The sequence below is a fragment of the Microvirga sp. P4_A5 genome (assembly GCF_056402495.1).
Genome location: NZ_JBFUHH010000096.1, coordinates 1 through 15,887, shown reverse-complemented (window position 1 = coordinate 15,887; position 15,887 = coordinate 1). Strand labels below are relative to the sequence as shown.

Annotated in this window: 18 protein-coding genes; 11 read left to right on the top strand and 7 right to left on the bottom strand. The window is 63.9% G+C overall.

What is annotated here, in order from left to right:
- The 6 genes from ychF to AC1DVM_RS18920 all read right to left on the bottom strand — a co-directional run.
- Positions 1–1,083: redox-regulated ATPase YchF (gene ychF, locus AC1DVM_RS18945; protein ID WP_477256962.1), on the bottom strand; the 1,083-nt coding region annotated here is incomplete at its 3' end.
- A 4-nt stretch (positions 1,084–1,087) separates the two neighbouring features.
- Positions 1,088–1,711 carry an aminoacyl-tRNA hydrolase gene (pth, locus tag AC1DVM_RS18940; protein WP_477256961.1) on the bottom strand — a complete coding sequence of 208 codons (624 nt, stop codon included), beginning with the start codon at positions 1,709–1,711 and terminating at the stop codon, positions 1,088–1,090.
- A 105-nt stretch (positions 1,712–1,816) separates the two neighbouring features.
- Entirely contained in the window at positions 1,817–2,446 is a 630-nt protein-coding gene (locus AC1DVM_RS18935; protein WP_477256959.1) for a 50S ribosomal protein L25/general stress protein Ctc, read from the bottom strand.
- A 179-nt stretch (positions 2,447–2,625) separates the two neighbouring features.
- The gene (locus AC1DVM_RS18930) at positions 2,626–3,558 is read right to left on the bottom strand and encodes a ribose-phosphate pyrophosphokinase (protein ID WP_477256957.1); all 933 of its coding nucleotides are present in this window, start codon (positions 3,556–3,558) and stop codon (positions 2,626–2,628) included.
- A gap of 154 nt (positions 3,559–3,712) precedes the next feature.
- A complete protein-coding gene (locus AC1DVM_RS18925; protein ID WP_477256955.1) occupies positions 3,713–4,234 on the bottom strand; it encodes a hypothetical protein in 522 nt (173 codons plus the stop codon).
- Between the two features lie 67 nt (positions 4,235–4,301).
- Positions 4,302–5,462, bottom strand: a complete 1,161-nt coding sequence (locus AC1DVM_RS18920) for a benzoate/H(+) symporter BenE family transporter (RefSeq protein WP_477256953.1) — start codon at positions 5,460–5,462, stop codon at positions 4,302–4,304.
- Between the two features lie 156 nt (positions 5,463–5,618).
- Here AC1DVM_RS18920 and AC1DVM_RS18915 point away from each other — a divergent pair, with 156 nt between their 5' ends.
- The 11 genes from AC1DVM_RS18915 to AC1DVM_RS18865 all read left to right on the top strand — a co-directional run bounded on the left by AC1DVM_RS18915 (position 5,619) and on the right by AC1DVM_RS18865 (position 15,619).
- Positions 5,619–7,430 carry a calcium-binding protein gene (locus AC1DVM_RS18915; RefSeq protein WP_477256951.1) on the top strand — a complete coding sequence of 604 codons (1,812 nt, stop codon included), beginning with the start codon at positions 5,619–5,621 and terminating at the stop codon, positions 7,428–7,430.
- A gap of 119 nt (positions 7,431–7,549) precedes the next feature.
- Positions 7,550–9,571 carry an excinuclease ABC subunit UvrC gene (uvrC, locus tag AC1DVM_RS18910; RefSeq protein ID WP_477256949.1) on the top strand — a complete coding sequence of 674 codons (2,022 nt, stop codon included), beginning with the start codon at positions 7,550–7,552 and terminating at the stop codon, positions 9,569–9,571.
- Between the two features lie 131 nt (positions 9,572–9,702).
- A complete protein-coding gene (pgsA, locus tag AC1DVM_RS18905) occupies positions 9,703–10,299 on the top strand; it encodes a CDP-diacylglycerol--glycerol-3-phosphate 3-phosphatidyltransferase (RefSeq protein ID WP_477256948.1) in 597 nt (198 codons plus the stop codon).
- An 8-nt stretch (positions 10,300–10,307) separates the two neighbouring features.
- Entirely contained in the window at positions 10,308–10,559 is a 252-nt protein-coding gene (moaD, locus tag AC1DVM_RS18900) for a molybdopterin converting factor subunit 1 (protein ID WP_477256946.1), read from the top strand.
- A 3-nt stretch (positions 10,560–10,562) separates the two neighbouring features.
- On the top strand, positions 10,563–11,024 hold the full coding sequence (locus AC1DVM_RS18895; protein WP_477256944.1) for a molybdenum cofactor biosynthesis protein MoaE: 462 nt from the start codon (positions 10,563–10,565) through the stop codon (positions 11,022–11,024).
- Positions 11,025–11,081: 57 nt separating this feature from the next.
- Entirely contained in the window at positions 11,082–11,339 is a 258-nt protein-coding gene (locus AC1DVM_RS18890) for a hypothetical protein (protein ID WP_477256942.1), read from the top strand.
- Between the two features lie 582 nt (positions 11,340–11,921).
- Positions 11,922–12,905, top strand: coding sequence for an extensin-like domain-containing protein (locus tag AC1DVM_RS18885; protein ID WP_477256940.1), 984 nt, complete (start codon positions 11,922–11,924; stop codon positions 12,903–12,905).
- Between the two features lie 88 nt (positions 12,906–12,993).
- Entirely contained in the window at positions 12,994–13,425 is a 432-nt protein-coding gene (locus tag AC1DVM_RS18880; protein ID WP_477256938.1) for a hypothetical protein, read from the top strand.
- A complete protein-coding gene (locus AC1DVM_RS18875) occupies positions 13,422–14,090 on the top strand; it encodes a ribonuclease T2 family protein (protein WP_477256936.1) in 669 nt (222 codons plus the stop codon). Before AC1DVM_RS18880 ends, AC1DVM_RS18875 begins: the two co-directional genes overlap by 4 nt.
- Positions 14,087–14,935, top strand: coding sequence for a 23S rRNA (adenine(2030)-N(6))-methyltransferase RlmJ (locus AC1DVM_RS18870; RefSeq protein ID WP_477256934.1), 849 nt, complete (start codon positions 14,087–14,089; stop codon positions 14,933–14,935). The genes AC1DVM_RS18875 and AC1DVM_RS18870 overlap by 4 nt, the downstream gene beginning before the upstream one ends.
- A 78-nt stretch (positions 14,936–15,013) precedes the next feature.
- Positions 15,014–15,619: a glutathione S-transferase family protein gene (locus AC1DVM_RS18865; RefSeq protein WP_477256932.1), complete on the top strand. Its 606-nt coding sequence runs from the start codon at positions 15,014–15,016 to the stop codon at positions 15,617–15,619.
- 54 nt (positions 15,620–15,673) lie between these two features.
- On the opposite strand, the gene AC1DVM_RS18860 is transcribed toward AC1DVM_RS18865, so the two are convergent.
- Positions 15,674–15,887 (bottom strand): outer membrane protein (locus tag AC1DVM_RS18860; protein ID WP_477256930.1); only part of this gene is annotated, 214 nt, incomplete at its 5' end.

Below are 15,887 nucleotides of genomic sequence, written 5' to 3'. Positions count from 1 at the left end.
GAAGTGCAGCACGTCGCCGTCGTTGACCGGGTATTCCTTGCCCTCGAGCCGGAGCTTGCCGGCATCGCGGGCGCCCGCTTCGCCCTTCAGGGACACATAATCCGGATAGGCGATCGTCTCGGCCCGGATGAAGCCCTTCTCGAAATCGGTGTGAATGACGCCGGCGGCCGCGGGCGCCTTGGTGCCCCGGGTGATCGTCCAGGCGCGGGCCTCCTTCGGCCCGACGGTGAAATAGGTGACGAGGCCCAAAAGCTCGTAGCCGGCGCGGATCACCCGGTTGAGGCCGGGCTCGGTGAGGCCGATGGCGTCGAGATAATCCTTCTGCTCGGCGGCATCGAGGACGGCAATTTCGCTCTCGATCTTGGCAGACACGACGACGGCCTTGGCGCCTTCCTGGCGGGCGCGCTCCATCACGAGCGCCGAGAAGTCATTGCCCTGGTCGGCGGAGGCTTCCTCGACATTGCACACATAGAGGACGGGCTTCGAGGTCAGCAGGCCCAGCATCTGGAACACCCGCTCTTCCTCGGGCTTGCGCTCGACCGCCCGGGCCGGGATGCCTTCGCGCAGGAGCGCGAGCGACCGGTTGACGAGGTCGAGGGCTTCCTTTGCCTCCTTGTCGTTGCTTTTCGCCTTTTTCTCCAGCGCCTGGACGCGCTTCTCAAGGCTGTCCATGTCGGCGAGCATCAACTCGGTCTCGATGATCTCGATATCGGCGATCGGGTCGATCTTGCCCTCGACGTGGGTGATGTCCGTATCGACGAAGCAGCGCACCACATGGGCGACCGCGTCGACCTCGCGGATATTGGCCAGGAACTGGTTGCCCAGGCCTTCGCCCTTGGACGCGCCGCGTACCAGGCCGGCAATATCCACGAAGGTGAGGCGGGTCGGGATGATCTGGCCGGATCCCGCGATCGCCGCGAGCGTCTCCAGACGCTCGTCGGGCACCGCCACGTCGCCGACATTCGGCTCGATGGTGCAGAACGGATAATTGGCGGCCTGCGCCGCCGCCGTCTGCGTCAGCGCGTTGAAAAGGGTGGATTTTCCGACATTCGGCAATCCGACGATGCCCATCTTGAAGCCCATGGCCTCACTCCTTGTTGTTCTCGGCCTTTTCGCCGGGCCGTTTGACGTCCGTCCAGCCTCTCGCCTCCATGGCGAGGTGGACCTTGTTCTGAAAACTCGAATCGTCGCCGCGGGCGAGAAGCTCGGCATTGTCGGCGAGCGCCCGGCAGAGATCCTCGACCCAGACCGCCTCTGCCTTGCCGAAATCGCCCAGCACGTAGCTCTGCACCAGCGGCTTGAAGCCCGGATGACCGATGCCGAGGCGCACCCGTCTGTAGTCGTTGCCGCAATGGGCCGTGATCGACCGCAGGCCATTATGGCCGGCATTGCCGCCACCCACCTTCACGCGGCATTTCGCCGGCGGAAGATCGAGTTCGTCGTAGAAGACCGTGACGTCGCCGAGCGGGATCTTGAAGAACCGCATGGCGTCGGCCACCGCGCGCCCCGACTCGTTCATGTAGGTCTGTGGCTTGAGGATAATGACCTTCTCGGCCCCGATGACTGCCTCGGCGGTATCGGCCTGGAAGCGCTTCCGCCATGGCGCCGCCCGGTGAACGCGCGCGATCTCATCCGCCGCCATGAAACCGATATTGTGGCGGTTTCTGGCGTAGCGGGGGCCGGGATTGCCGAGGCCGACGAAAAGGCGCATCGCGGGTTACACCCATAAGAAACGCCCCGGCCTTGCGGTCGGAGCGTCGAAGGCATTGAGAATGGGCCGGAGCCCGCTGAGCCGAGGGCTCCTGCGTTTAAACGATCAGGCCTTCGCCGCGGGAGCAGCAGCCGGAGCCTCTGTGGCCGGAGCGGTCTCTTCTTCCTGCATGCCCGACGGGGCTACCAGGGAGACGATTGTCAGGTTCTCGGTCGCGGTCGCCTTGGCGCCCTTCGGCAGCTTGATGTCCTCAAGGTGGATCACCGATCCGATGTCGAGGTCGGCCACTGAGACTTCGAGCGAGTCCGGGATCGAATCCGAGGGAACCAGCAGCTCGATCGTGTGCTCAACGATGTTGACGGTGCCGCCGCGCTTCACGCCGATCGACTTGTCCTGGTCGGTCACGTGAACCGGAACGACGACCTTGATCGACTGGCCCTTCGAGAGGCGCAGGAAATCCACGTGAACGGGGAAATCGCGAACCGGATCGAGCTGGTAATCGCGCGGGATCGCACGGGTCTTCTTGCCGTCGACATCGATCTCGAAGATCGTCGTGAGGAAGTGACCGGCGAAGATCAACCGCTTGGTCTCGTTGAAATCGAGGGCGATTCCGGTGGCCGGCTGACCGGCTCCGTAGATAACCGCGGGTACTTGGCCCTGGCGTCGAACGGCCCGGGCGGCCCCCTTGCCGCTCCGGTCGCGCGCCACGGCCGTGATTTGCTTGATATCGCTCATGGCTGTGGTCCTTAAAGAATGTGCGTTGTAAAAACCGAAGGCCGCCAAGGTCCTTGCGAACATTCAGGCGGCCGTAAGGTCATGCGCCCGTGCCTCCAAGGGTGTCGAGCGGGCGCGAGGCGGCTTATAGAGAAAGCGGCCCGCAATTGCAAGATTTGGCAGGCGGGTAAAATCCGCCCTCAGTCGAACAGGCTCGACACCGAGCTCTCGGTGGCCGTGCGGCCGATGGCCTCGCCCATAAGGTGGGCGATGGGGAGGACGCGGATATTGTGCGCCACCTTCACGGCCTCGGTGGGCATGATCGAGTCGGTGATGACCAGTTCCTTGAGCTTGGAATTGATGATGCGCGAGACCGCGCCGCCCGACAGCACCCCGTGGGTGATGTAGGCGTAGACTTCCTTGGCGCCGTTCTTCAGCAAAGCCTCGGCGGCGTTCACCAGGGTGCCGCCCGAATCGACGATATCGTCGAGCAGGATGCAGGACCGGCCCGACACGTCGCCGATGATGTTCATGACCTCCGACTCGCCCGGGCGCTCCCGGCGCTTGTCGACGATGGCGAGCGGGGCGTCGATCCGCTTAGCGAGGGCGCGCGCGCGCACCACGCCGCCGACATCCGGCGAGACCACCATCTGGTTGCCGTCGACAAGCCGCTCCTTGATGTCGCGCACCATCACGGGGGCGCTGAAGAGGTTGTCGGTGGGGATGTCGAAGAAGCCCTGGATCTGGCCGGCGTGCAGATCGAGCGTCAACACGCGGTCGACCCCCGCATGGGTGATGAGATTGGCCACCAGCTTGGCCGAAATCGGCGTCCGCGCGGCGGGTTTCCGGTCCTGCCGGGCATAGCCGAAATAGGGGATGACCGCCGTGATGCGCCGTGCCGAGGAGCGGCGCAGGGCGTCGCAGATGATCAGCAGCTCCATCAGGTGGTCGTTGGCGGGATAGGAGGTGGACTGGATGATGAAGACATCCTCGCCGCGCACATTCTCCTGGATCTCGACATAGATTTCCATGTCGGCGAAACGCCTCACCTGACATTTGGCGAGCGGGATATTGAGATAGGCGGAGATGGCCTCCGCCAGCGGACGGTTCGAATTTCCCGCAACGAGCTTCATGAAACCATCTTCGGTTTGATCAACGATTTAGAATATGCACCGCGCGACGGTCTCGTCCCGTCGCCGCGAGGCTCGGGTCTTAGCAGCGTTGGGAAACCGTCACAATACGCGCATGGCCGCAGACGAACCGGTTTTCCGCGTGTTTTCGCACGCGTCACTCAGACGCCACAGGCTCGTCGTCGATGGGGGCCGCGGCGGTATGGATCGGGGTCTCGGCCTTGGCGGCGGCGAGAAACTCCGCGATTTCGTCCATGCTGGAATTCGCCAGCCGCGCCAGCGTCTCCTTGTCGAGAGTGGACAGCGACGTGTAGCTCACCGAGACGGGGCTGGTGCCGGTGAGCCGCTTGGCGCGTTTGTTCTGCGAATCGAAGACGTCCCACACATACGCGACCTTGGTGCCGCCGCCGTCGGCCGTCTCGGCCGAGAGGTAGCCACGGACGCGGTAGCGGGCCTGCGCGTTGGCGCCGACCAGCTCCACCTTGCGGTCGGTCGCCGCATTGTTGAGTTCGCCGATGAGCGCGGTGCGGATCTGGGTCGGGGGTCCATCGATGCTCTCGAGGGCGATGGGAACGCCCGCGGGGGAACCCGTCATGGCCGGGCCGCTGGCCTGGCAGGCGGCAAGACCCGCCACGAGCGCCACCGGGACGAGACGTCCGAAATGCCTGGATTCGACCATCGTGACCTCGTTGTACTCATTCTCGTTGGTAACGAAGTCTTAAGCTTAAGGGGCGGCCGCGTCCAGTTCAGTGCCGCTTGCGCACAACCGCCGCCAGCCGATCGAGCCCCATCACCGCGAGCCCCGCCGCCAGGCCCCAAAAGGCCGACCCGATCCCGAACAGGGATAACCCCGACGCCGTCACCGCCAGCGTCAGCACGGCCGGGAAGCGCTTGGCCTCGTCGGCGAGCGCAGAGGCGAGGGCCCCCGCGAAGGCGCCCATCAGCGCCAAACCGGCGACGGTTCTGATGAGCTCGGGCGGCAAAGCCGCGATCATGGCGATCAGGTTGGCGCTGAAAGCCGCGAAAAACAGGTAGCAGAGGGCGTAGAAGGGCCCGACCATCCAGCGCTTTGCCGGGTCCGGGTGGGTGTCGGGCCCGGTGCAGATCGCCGCCGAGATCGCCGCCAGGTTGCTCGTATGCGCGCCGAAGAAGGCGCTCACCAACGAGGCGACGCCCGTCACCGCGAGGATCGGTCGCGACGGCGGCGTATAGCCGGACGCCCGCAGGACCGCGAAGCCGGGCAGGTTCTGGGACGCCATGGTGACGAGAAACAGCGGCACGCCGAGGCCCAGCAGCACCGCCGGGTCGAGTGCCGGGGGAATGAAGGTCAGCGTCGAGAGCGCGAGATCCGGCGGGACGGGCCCCGCGAGGCCTCGGCCGAAAGCGAGCCCCAGGCCGACGAACAGGACCGCCAGCACGGCCAGGGCCGGATTGAACAGCCGGGCGACCAGAAAGACGGCGACGAGCGGCAGGACGAGGCCGGGTGCGCCTTGTGCGCTCTCGAACACCGCCATGACGAAGCGGATCAGCACGCCTGCCAGCATCGCGGCGGCGATTGCCGTCGGGATGCGCTCGATGAGACGCCCGAAGGGCTTCACGGCCGCGGCCAGCACGACCAGCCCGCCGACCAGCAGGAAAGCGCCGACCGCCGCCTCGATTGAGATCCCGCTCGACGCCGCGATCAGGGCCGCCCCCGGCGTCGACCATGCGGTGACCACCGGCATCCGGTAGCGGACGCTGAGGTAGCCGGTGGTCGCCGCCATGCTCAGGCAGATCGCCGCCACCCATGACGTCGTCTGGGCAGCGTTCGCCCCCACCGCCTGCGCGGCCGCGATGACGATCGCGATGGTGCTGCCGAAACCGACCAGGGCCGCGATGAAGGCGGAGGAGACGATGGAGGGGCGCAAACCTCAAATTCCCATGGTGTGGAAGCTCTGCGGTTTAGCTCGCGCGCGAGGCGTTTACCAGTTCGCCGACAGCTGCGGCGCCAGGGACGCCGGTAGACACGACGAAATCAAGGTATAGTATAATATAATGATACAACAATTCAGGAGAGTCCCGTGTTGAACCCTGTCGGCTTGGAGTGGTCGAACAACATTATTGAGACGCCGGCACTGACRGGGCTTAGCGATGGAACGTATCTTGCTCTCTGGTGTCGGCCAGGGCAGGGCGGCGGCGAGGAACTCGTCGGTCGTATTCAGGACGCCGATGGCTCATCGATAGGTGGCACGTTCGTCGTGAGTACGGTTGCCACCGGAAGCCTGTTTCTCCCAGTTGCGGCCGCGCTGAGCGAGGGGCGTTTCGCCGTTGCGTGGACCAACAACACCGATGGTCTGGGAGCCTTTAGACTGGAGACGCAAATCTTCAAAGCCGGGGGAGTGGCGGCAAGCGGCATAACCGAGGTTGGGACCGGCGCAGGATACCCGGAAATAACAGCACTTGGGAATGGCGGCTATGCCATTGCGTTCGTGCAGCAAGGTTTCAAGAGTGTCGTTTTCGGCCCCGGTGGTCTTGCCGGCCCGGTCATCGCCGGGCTCGCCGGTACCGCTCAATCCATTGCAGCGCTCAAAAATGGGAGCTACGTGACGGTTGTGGATACGCATCCAACCGCTACGACGACCGATGTCAAAATCCAGTTGCACCGGTCAGGCGGGCAGGTGTCCGAGACCCTTGTGAAGTCGCTCTCCACCGCCGCGGCCGCCGTTGAAGTGGCGGGCCTCGAAAGCGGCAACTTTGTTGTTGTCTGGCAAGACGGTGTCGGTGCTGGAAGCGCTCTGAAGGCACGGATCTACAATTCGGAAGCCCAGCCAGTCGGGCAGGAGATCACGCCTGCCAGCAATTTCTCGGGCGACGAGCTTGCCGTCGAGGCGCTTCCGGGAGGCGAGTTCGTTGTCGCTTTCGTCCAGGGTGGGGCCAATCAGGACGTGTTCGTCGCAACCTATACGGAGACTGGCACGACCATAACACCGCCGACGGCAATCGGYCGATCTACGGCAGGTATCCAGTTCAGCCCGTCGATCGCCGTCCTCAAGGATGGGCGCTACGTGGTGAGCTGGGACGACATTAACGACAGTTCCGCTCATTTTCAGACTTTCGATCCCCGCAAAGCGGGCTTGAATCTGCGTGGCGATGACGCTGACGACAATTTCGTCGGAACGCGCTTCGCCGATTTGCTGGACGGCGCCGGCGGCAAGGATCGTTTGGTTGGAGAGGATGGCAACGACGTCCTGAATGGAGGGCTCGGCGCGGACGAATTGGTGGGCGGTCTCGGCGACGACGTCTACTATGTCGACAATGAGGGCGATCGGGTGGTGGAAACCGACACGGGGGGCCTCTCCGACAGGGTATTTACCACCGTGAGCTACACCTTAACGGCGTTTGTCGAGGACCTTATGGCCATCGGCGGCGGGGCGATGAGCTTGATGGGCAATGCCTCCTCCAATTCACTCGTCGGCTCCGAAGGAGCAAACACGATCAGAGGCGAACTCGGCAACGACAAGATTTGGGGCCAGCTTGGCCAAGACGTCCTCTATGGCGGTCAGGGTCGGGACATCTTCGTGTTCAACACCAAACCGAACAAGAAAACCAATTTTGACGCGATCAAAGATTTCCAGGTGAAGGACGATACGATCTGGCTCGACAATGCCATCTTCAAGAAGCTCGGCAAGGGGACCGACTTGCAGCCTGGCAAGCTGAAAAAAGCGTTCTTCACCATCGGTGACCGCGCCAAGGACAAGAACGACTATCTCAGATACTCCAAAAAAACCGGATTGCTGACGTATGACGCGGACGGCTCCGGACACAGCAAGGCGGTGGAAATCGCAAAGTTGAGCAAGGCCCTTAAGATGACCGCGGCGGACTTCAACATCATCTGAGACCGGCATGCCGCCGACGATTGTGGCGATTTGCTCTTGACGCTCGTTTCGTGTGACGTGAGGAGGCCGGTGTTCGGCGGCCCCTTTCCATGGGAGAGACCAGCGCCTAAATCAGACCCATGAGTCCCAAGCCCACCAACGACGTTCCTCCCGAGATCCTGAGCCAAGACGAAGACGAGGATGTCGTTTCGCTCGAGAGCGCGTCGGATGTCGAGTTCGACCTCGAGGCGCATCCCGGATCGGTGAAGCGCGGCACCGAGATCATCCAGCATTTCTGGAGAACCCTGCCCAATGCGCCGGGCGTCTATCGCATGCTCGATGGCAAGGGCGACGTGCTGTATGTGGGCAAGGCGCGCAGCCTGAAGGCCCGCGTCGGCTCCTATGCGCGCGGGCAGGGGCATTCGAACCGGATCGCCCGGATGATCGCCGAAACCTCGGCGATGGAGTTCGTTACCACCGCCACCGAAACCGAGGCGCTGCTGCTCGAGGCCAACCTCATCAAGCAGCTGCGCCCGCGCTACAACGTGCTGCTGCGGGACGACAAGTCGCTTCCCTACATTCTGCTCACGGGAGATCACGAGGCGCCGCAGCTCGTCAAGCATCGCGGCGCGCGCAAGCGCAAAGGGGATTATTACGGCCCGTTCGCGAGCGTGTGGGCGGTGAACCGCACCATCAACGCGCTGCAGCGGGCGTTTCTTCTGCGCTCGTGCAACGACAGTTATTACGAAAACCGCACGCGGCCCTGCCTGCTGTTCCAGATCAAGCGTTGTTCGGGCCCCTGCACGCAGGAAATTCCCCTCGACGAATACGCGAACCTCGCCGAACAGGCGCGCGGGTTCCTGTCGGGCAAATCGAACGCCGTGAAGGCGCGCATCACCGAGGAAATGCAGGAAGCCTCCCATGCGCTCGAATTCGAGCGCGCGGCCCGCTGCCGCGACAGGCTCGCGGCCTTGTCGGCGATCCAGGGCGTGCAGGGCGTGAACACGCAATCGGTGGAGGAGGCGGATGTCTTTGCGATCGACGAGCAGGCAGGGCAGTTCTGCGTCGAGGTGTTCTTCTTCCGCAATTGGCAGAACTGGGGCAACCGGGCGTATTTCCCGAAGGCCGACAAGACCATCAGCCGCGAGGAGGTGCTGACGTCGTTCCTGGCGCAGTTCTACGACGACAAGCCGGCGCCGCGTCTGGTGCTTTTGTCCCACGAGATCGAGGATGTGGAACTGATGGGCGCCGCGCTGTCGACGCGCGCCGAAGCGCGGGTCGAAATCCACACGCCGCAGCGGGGAGAACGCCGGCAGCTCATCGAATATGTGCTGCGCAACGCCAAGGAAGCCTTGGGCCGCAAGCTCGCCGACACGGCCTCGCAGCAGAAGCTGCTGATCTCGCTCGGTCAGGCCTTCGGGCTGGAGAAAGCACCCCGCCGGGTCGAGGTCTACGACAACTCCCACATCATGGGCACGAATGCGGTGGGCGCGATGATCGTCGCCGGCGCGAACGGCTTCATGAAGCAGCATTACCGCACCTTCAACATGAAGTCCGAAGACCTGAAGCCCGGCGACGATTGCGGGATGATGCGCGAGATGCTCCATCGCCGCTTCACGCGTCTCGTGAAGGAGGAGCCGCGTTCTCCCGCGGTCGAGAACGCGGAGGCGACAGCGGTCGCTGTTGCCGACGACGGCTTTCCCGCTTGGCCGGATCTCGTCCTCATCGATGGCGGGGCGGGGCAATTGCAGGCGGCTCGCCAGGCGCTGGCGGARATCGGCGTCGGCGATGCCGACGTGGCGCTGATCGGCATCGCGAAGGGTCGCGACCGCGACGCGGGGCGGGAGACGTTCTTCAAGCCCGGGCAGCCGGCCTTCAAGCTGCCTCCGCGCGACCCGGCGCTGTATTTCGTGCAGCGCCTGCGGGACGAAGCGCACCGCTTCGCGATCGGCGCCCACCGCGCCAAACGCAAACGTGAACTGGTGAAAAACCCGCTCGATGAAATCTCCGGCATCGGTCCCACCCGCAAGCGCGCGCTCCTGCACCATTTCGGAACCGTCAAGGCCATCCAGCGGGCGGCCCTCGAGGATCTCATCCGGGCGCCCGGCGTGAACGCCGCCACGGCGCGGGCCATCTATGATTTTTTCCACGAGCGGAGCTGATCCGGTTCTTTGAGTCCCATCACAACAAAGTTGCAAAACACGGCTTGTCGGAAACCCGGCGGGAACCAGATATTGAGCAGTCGGCCATGTCAGGTTGACGGATCAACCCCCGGCATGCTTCCTGCCGGTCAATGAGCACAGCATCCCCCATGCGCCGGTCGAAGGCCTTCAATCTTCCGAACATCCTGACCTATCTCCGGCTGGCGGCGATCCCCGCCGTGGTGGGTCTGCTGTTTTGGCCGGAAGATCATTGGTCGCGCTGGATGGCGCTCGGGGTCTTCGCGCTCGCCGGAATCACCGATTATCTCGACGGTTATTTCGCGCGCATCTATGCGCAGCAATCGGCCCTCGGGCGCATGCTCGATCCCATCGCCGACAAGCTGCTGGTGGCGGCCTGCCTTCTCATGCTGGTCGCCGACCAGACGATCCACGGCTGGGGCCTCTGGGCCGCCATCGTGATCCTCTGCCGCGAGATCCTGGTGTCGGGCCTGCGGGAATTTCTCGCCGAACTGAAGGTCGGCGTGCCGGTGAGCCGGGTCGCCAAATGGAAGACGACGGCGCAGATCGTGGCGATCGGCTTTCTGATCGCCGGTCCGGCGGGCGAGACCGTGTTGCCGGGAACGACGATGATCGGCATCGTGCTGCTTTGGGTCTCCGCCGTTCTCACCATCTATACCGGGTGGGATTATCTGAAGACCGGCATTCATCACATGATGGACGAGGGGTGAACCCCGCCATGCGGCTCGTCTATTTCGCCTGGGTGCGTGAGCGGGTCGGCCGGACGGACGAGGACGTCGATCCGCCGCCGTCGGTTTCCACCATCGCGGACCTCGTCCGCTGGCTCAGGACGCGCGGCGACGAATACGAACATGCGTTCGAAAACGAGAGCGTGGTGCGCGCCGCGATCGACCATGTGCACGCAAAGCCGGATGCCCCCATTGCCGGCGCGCGGGAAATCGCGTTTTTCCCACCGATGACAGGCGGCTAGGCCGTGCCCGTCCGGGTCCGGGTCCAGGCTGAGGATTTCGATGTGGCGGCCGAGACCTCGGCGCTGACCGAGGGTCGACCGGACATTGGCGCCGTGGTCGCGTTCACCGGCTTCTGCCGCGACGAGAACGGGAGGCTCTCGGCCCTCGAACTGGAGCATTATCCCGGCATGGCGGAGGCGGAATTGCTGCGCCTCGCCGCGCAGGTCGAAACCCGCTGGGCGCTCGCAGGCCTCACGCTGATCCACCGCTTCGGATTGATCCGGCCCGGCGAGCAAATCGTGCTGGTCCTCGCCGCCTCCAGCCACCGGCGGGCGGCCTTCGAGGCGGCGGGATTCCTGATGGATTATCTGAAAACCCGGGCGCCGTTCTGGAAACGCGAGCACCTTGCCGATGGCAGCGTCGGGGCGTGGATCGAGGCGGCGGGCGCGGACGATGAGGCGGTGCGAAGCTGGGAACGTCCTTGACGGCGCGCCGTGGGAGGAGGACCATTCTGCGGGGGTGAAATCGACGGAGATGCGGTCATGCGCGGCCTCGTCCTGCTGCTCACCTTCACGCTCAGTCCCATCGCGGCCTTCGCGGGCGAGAGCGCTCGCGTCCATCCGGCCCAGTTTTTGGGCCGCAACCATGCGGATTGCTTTTGCCGGGCCCAGGGGCGGTTGTTCGCCTATGGCGAAAGCGCCTGTCTCCGGACACCGGAGGGGCCGCGCATGGCGGAATGCCGGATGGAAACCAACGTAACCTCCTGGACCGTTACCGCCAAACCCTGCCCGGAATCATAAAAAAACTGCCGGATTCTCTCCGGCAGCCTAACGCGCTGATGAATTTCGCCGGGTCGCCGGTCGAAAGCTGAAAAATCAGAAAACGCCGACGACGATGGCGCAGATGAAAGCGAGAGACACGCATACGGCTGCGATGTTCAATTTCGAAGCGCGGTCCAAATGAGAGGCAACGTTCATGGGATACCCCTGTCTGAATGGAGAGGCACGCTACCAAACTCGCGAGCCTGTGAAAAGCCCCCAACGCACAGTCAAAAGGGAAACGCGCAGGGGATAGAATGGTTTCCAAGGTGTTAATTCGTTGTTTTGACGAGGGAATGTTCCGTTTGTTCTTTGCCCAAAAAAGACCTTTGCACTGCCTGTTGTACATTTGAACAGCGTTAACACATGGCGCTTTGAAGTCTATTCGCTAAGCTGCGGGATGAATTTATGTTTTCCAAAGACTAGGTGAGCGTATTGCGGAAGTTTTTCTCCCGGCCGCCGCCCTGATGACGGAGCAACCGTAGCGATGAGGGGAAGGTGGATCCTGCACCTCCGCCGGCAGCGTTGACGCGATGTTTACGGGTCTGCGGGTAGCTTCCTCGCATGCGTCGCGGGTTTGTTGCGTTCTTTGCCCTATCGCTCGTTGGAGTTGGGCTCACCGGTTGCGGGTTGTTTCGGTTCGAACAGCGCGAGCCTTGGCGCGCCCAGGCCGAAGAGGCCTGCCTGTCCCAACGGCTGGTGCAACCCTCGGCCTATATGTCCCTATCCTCGAAGATCGATGGCCCGGGCGTCTGCGGCATCGATTACCCGTTCAAGGTCGCGGCCTTCACCAACGGGTCCGTGGGCCTGACGTCGAAGGTGACGCTCGCCTGTCCCATCATCCCGCGGATCGACACCTGGCTCGACGAAATCGTGAAGCCCGCCGCCATGATGTATTTCGGCATCCCCGTCATCGACGTGAGGGCGGGGTCCTATTCGTGCCGGCCGCGCAACAACCAGCGCGGCGCCAAGGTTTCGGAGCACGCTTTCGGCAACGCTCTCGACGTCATGGCCTTCGTCCTCGCGAACGGGCGCGAGGTGTCCGTGGTCAAGGGCTGGAAGGGCGATCCCGCCGAACAGGAATTCCTCCGGGAAGCCTTCGTGGGCGCCTGCCGCTATTTCAACACGGTGCTGGGCCCCGGCTCCGATTCCTATCACTACGATCATCTCCATCTGGACCTCGCCCGGCACAACCCAAGGGGGGACCGGCGCGTCTGCCGGCCGGTGCTGAAGTTCGAACCGCGAATCGACCCGGTCCAGAGCAGGCTTGCGGCGCCTCTCACGGCCTCTGCCGACCTCGCCCCCATCGACCTCGAAGAGGATCAGCCGGACACGGCGGCCGGCGGCGGAATGGCCCCCGGCATGACGGCGCGCCAAGGCCTGGGTGGGGGTTTCGCGGCCGATCTGCCGCCGCCCAATGGAGCCTATGCGTCGCAGCCGCGTGCGCAGGCGCCCCCGCTTCCCCCTGCCCAGACCTATGCACCGGCGCCGCCCATGCGGCGTTCGGGCAACGAACCCTTGGCTTTGAGCAGCCACAGCATCTACTAAACGGGGTACGGCGCTGTCTGGCGCTTGACCTGAACGCGCGCCACCCACATGGTTCGGTTCAAGCGGTTCGGATTGTTGGAGCATTACGATGAAGTGGCTGGCGGCTCTGGTCTCATGCATGGTGCTGAGCGCCCCCGTTCTCGCGAGCGAAATCACGCCGGCGGAACGACGGGATCACTCGTTCAATGCCTCCATTCCAGGCTGCGGCGATCCCTCGGTCCTCGGCGATATCACCTCGCGATTCGCCAAGCGCGAGGGGAGATTCTGGAACTCGGACCTCCAGATCCTTGGTTTCGAGAACGTCCGGGAAACGGCGTGGCGGCCCTGGGGCCTCGAGCATCTCCCGCGCCGGTTCTGCTCCGGAACCGCGCTGGTTTCAGACGGCTACAAGCGCCGGGTCGATTTCTCGGTGCGTGACGGCCTCGGCTTCCTGGGGACGGGCTGGGGCACCGAATGGTGCGTCGCCGGCCTCGATCGCAACTATGCCTATGCGCCCCAATGCAAGCAGGCGGCGCCTTGATCGCCTGCCGGTGGCTGGCGGCGTTCCTGCTCCTGGCGTTTTCAAACTTTCCTGCCAGCAGCCAGCCGATGCGGGAAGCGCGCGGCGCGCCGGCGGGCGCGTTCGACTTCTACGTCCTCGCCCTGTCCTGGTCGCCCGGCTTTTGTGAAACCAACTCGACGGCACGATCCGAGAAGCAATGCGCGGATGGCTCGGGGCTCGGTTTCGTCACGCACGGCCTGTGGCCGCAGCTCGATGTCGGCTACCCAAGCTTTTGTGAGCCGTCCGGCCGGTTCGTTCCGCGGGCGGCCCTGGACGAGTTCGGCGATGTGTTTCCCGATCAGAATCTCGCCCGCTATCAGTGGCGCAAGCACGGCACCTGCACGGGCGACAGCCCGAGCGGCTATTTCCGCAAGGTAAAAGCTGCGCGCGAGATGGTGAAGATCCCCGACCGGCTGGCGAAGATCCCGACGGGCTCGCGGGTGATGCCGATCGAGATCGAGCGCGCCTTCGCCGAAGTCAATCCGGGATTGCGCCTCGACATGATGTCGATCTCCTGTGGACGACGGGTGTTCCAGGAAATTCGCATTTGCGTCGATCGCGACCTGAAGAATTTCAGGCAATGCCCGGAGGTCGATCGCGACGGCTGCAACGCGGGCCAGATCGCCGTGCCGGCGGTTCGATGAACTATCGGCACGCGTTCCATGCGGGAAATTTCGCCGATGTGATGAAGCACGCCCTGCTCGTGCGAATCATCACCTACCTTCAGCGGAAAGAGACGCCGATCCGCGTCATCGACACCCATGCGGGGCTCGGGCTCTACGACCTCGCGGGAGATGCCGCCGGCCGGACCGGAGAATGGGTCGCGGGCGTCGGGCGGCTCGACGCCGCATTTGCGCCCGAGGTCGAGGAATTGCTGGCGCCGTATCGGACGATCATCGCCGATGTGCGCACGCGCCACGGGCCGACGATCTATCCCGGTTCTCCCGGAATCCTGCGCGAAATTCTGCGCCCGCAGGATCGCGGCGTCCTCGTTGAGCTTCATCCCGCGGATCACAAGGTGCTGAACCGCGCCTTCAATCAGGCGACGAACCTCAAGGTCTTGCATCTCGACGGCTGGACCGCCCTCCACGCGCTGATTCCGCCGAAGGAAAAGCGCGGGCTCGTTCTGATCGACCCGCCCTATGAGGAGATCGACGAGTTGGAGCGTGTCGGCACGCAACTCATCGAGGCGAGCCGCAAATGGCCGAATGGCGTCTACGCCGCGTGGTATCCCATCAAGGCAGCGGCGCCCATCGATGCCCTCGTGGCGCGCCTCGACGCGGAATGCGCGCGGCCGGGGCTCCGGCTCGAACTGCTGATCGACGATCCGCGAGACCAGACGCGGCTCAATGGGAGCGGCCTTCTGGTGCTGAACCCGCCCTTCGGGCTGCGACGGGAAGCGGATCTCCTGCTCCCGGCGCTCGCCGAACGCTTGTCGCGCGGTCAATATGCAGGCTATCGCTGCGAGCCGTTCGGGCCGCCGGCATAAGGTCCGCTTAGCGAAATCGGTTGCGGTGCGAGGGCGCGAGCCTCATGAAGAGGCGTTCTCATATCGCAGGAATTCCGCATGCTGACGCTTCGCTCCTCTCCCGCTTCTCCGTTCGGCCGCAAGGTCAAGATCGCGGCCTCGCTTCTCGACCTTATCGACAGGATCGAGGTGGTGGATACCGATACGACGAACCCCGACGACAGCCTCCGGCAGCAGAATCCCCTGGGCAAGATCCCGACGCTGGTGCTGGAGAATGGCGAGACGCTCTACGATTCGCGCGTGATCCTCGAATACCTCGACGATCTTGCGGGCGGCGGCCACATCTACCCGTCGGGCTGGGACCGTTTCGCGGCCTTGCGCCAGCAGGCGCTCGCCGACGGCATCATGGATGCGGCGTTGATCCAGGTCTACGAGACACGTTGGCGGACGGAAGAAAACCGCAACCCCAAATGGCTCGAACACCACGCCGGCAAGGTCGCGCGCGGGCTCGATCATGCAGAAGCCCATCTCAGCGCGCCGACCGCCACTCTTCATGTGGGGCATATCGCGCAGGCCTGCGCGCTCGGTTATCTCGATTTGCGGATGGGCGGGCACTGGCGCGAGACCCACCCACGGCTCGTCGCCTGGCTGTCGGATTTCGAGACGCGCGTGCCGATGTTCGGCAAGACGGCCGTGAAGCCCTGAAACAGAAAAAGCCCGGTGTTTCCACCGGGCTTTTTCGTGAGACTTAAACGGCTCTTAGTAGCTGCTGAACTTGTAGTTCAGGCCAGCGCGAACCACGCCGAACTCGGCGTTGTTGTTGTTGGCATAAGCGCCGAAATTGTCGTTCTTGGTGTCGAGGTTCACGTACAGACCTTCGACCTTGGCTGTCAGGTTGTTGGTGAACGCGTATTCGACACCGCCGCCGAGGACCCAACCGGTGTTGGTGCCGTTCGACGAGCCGTAGATGTAG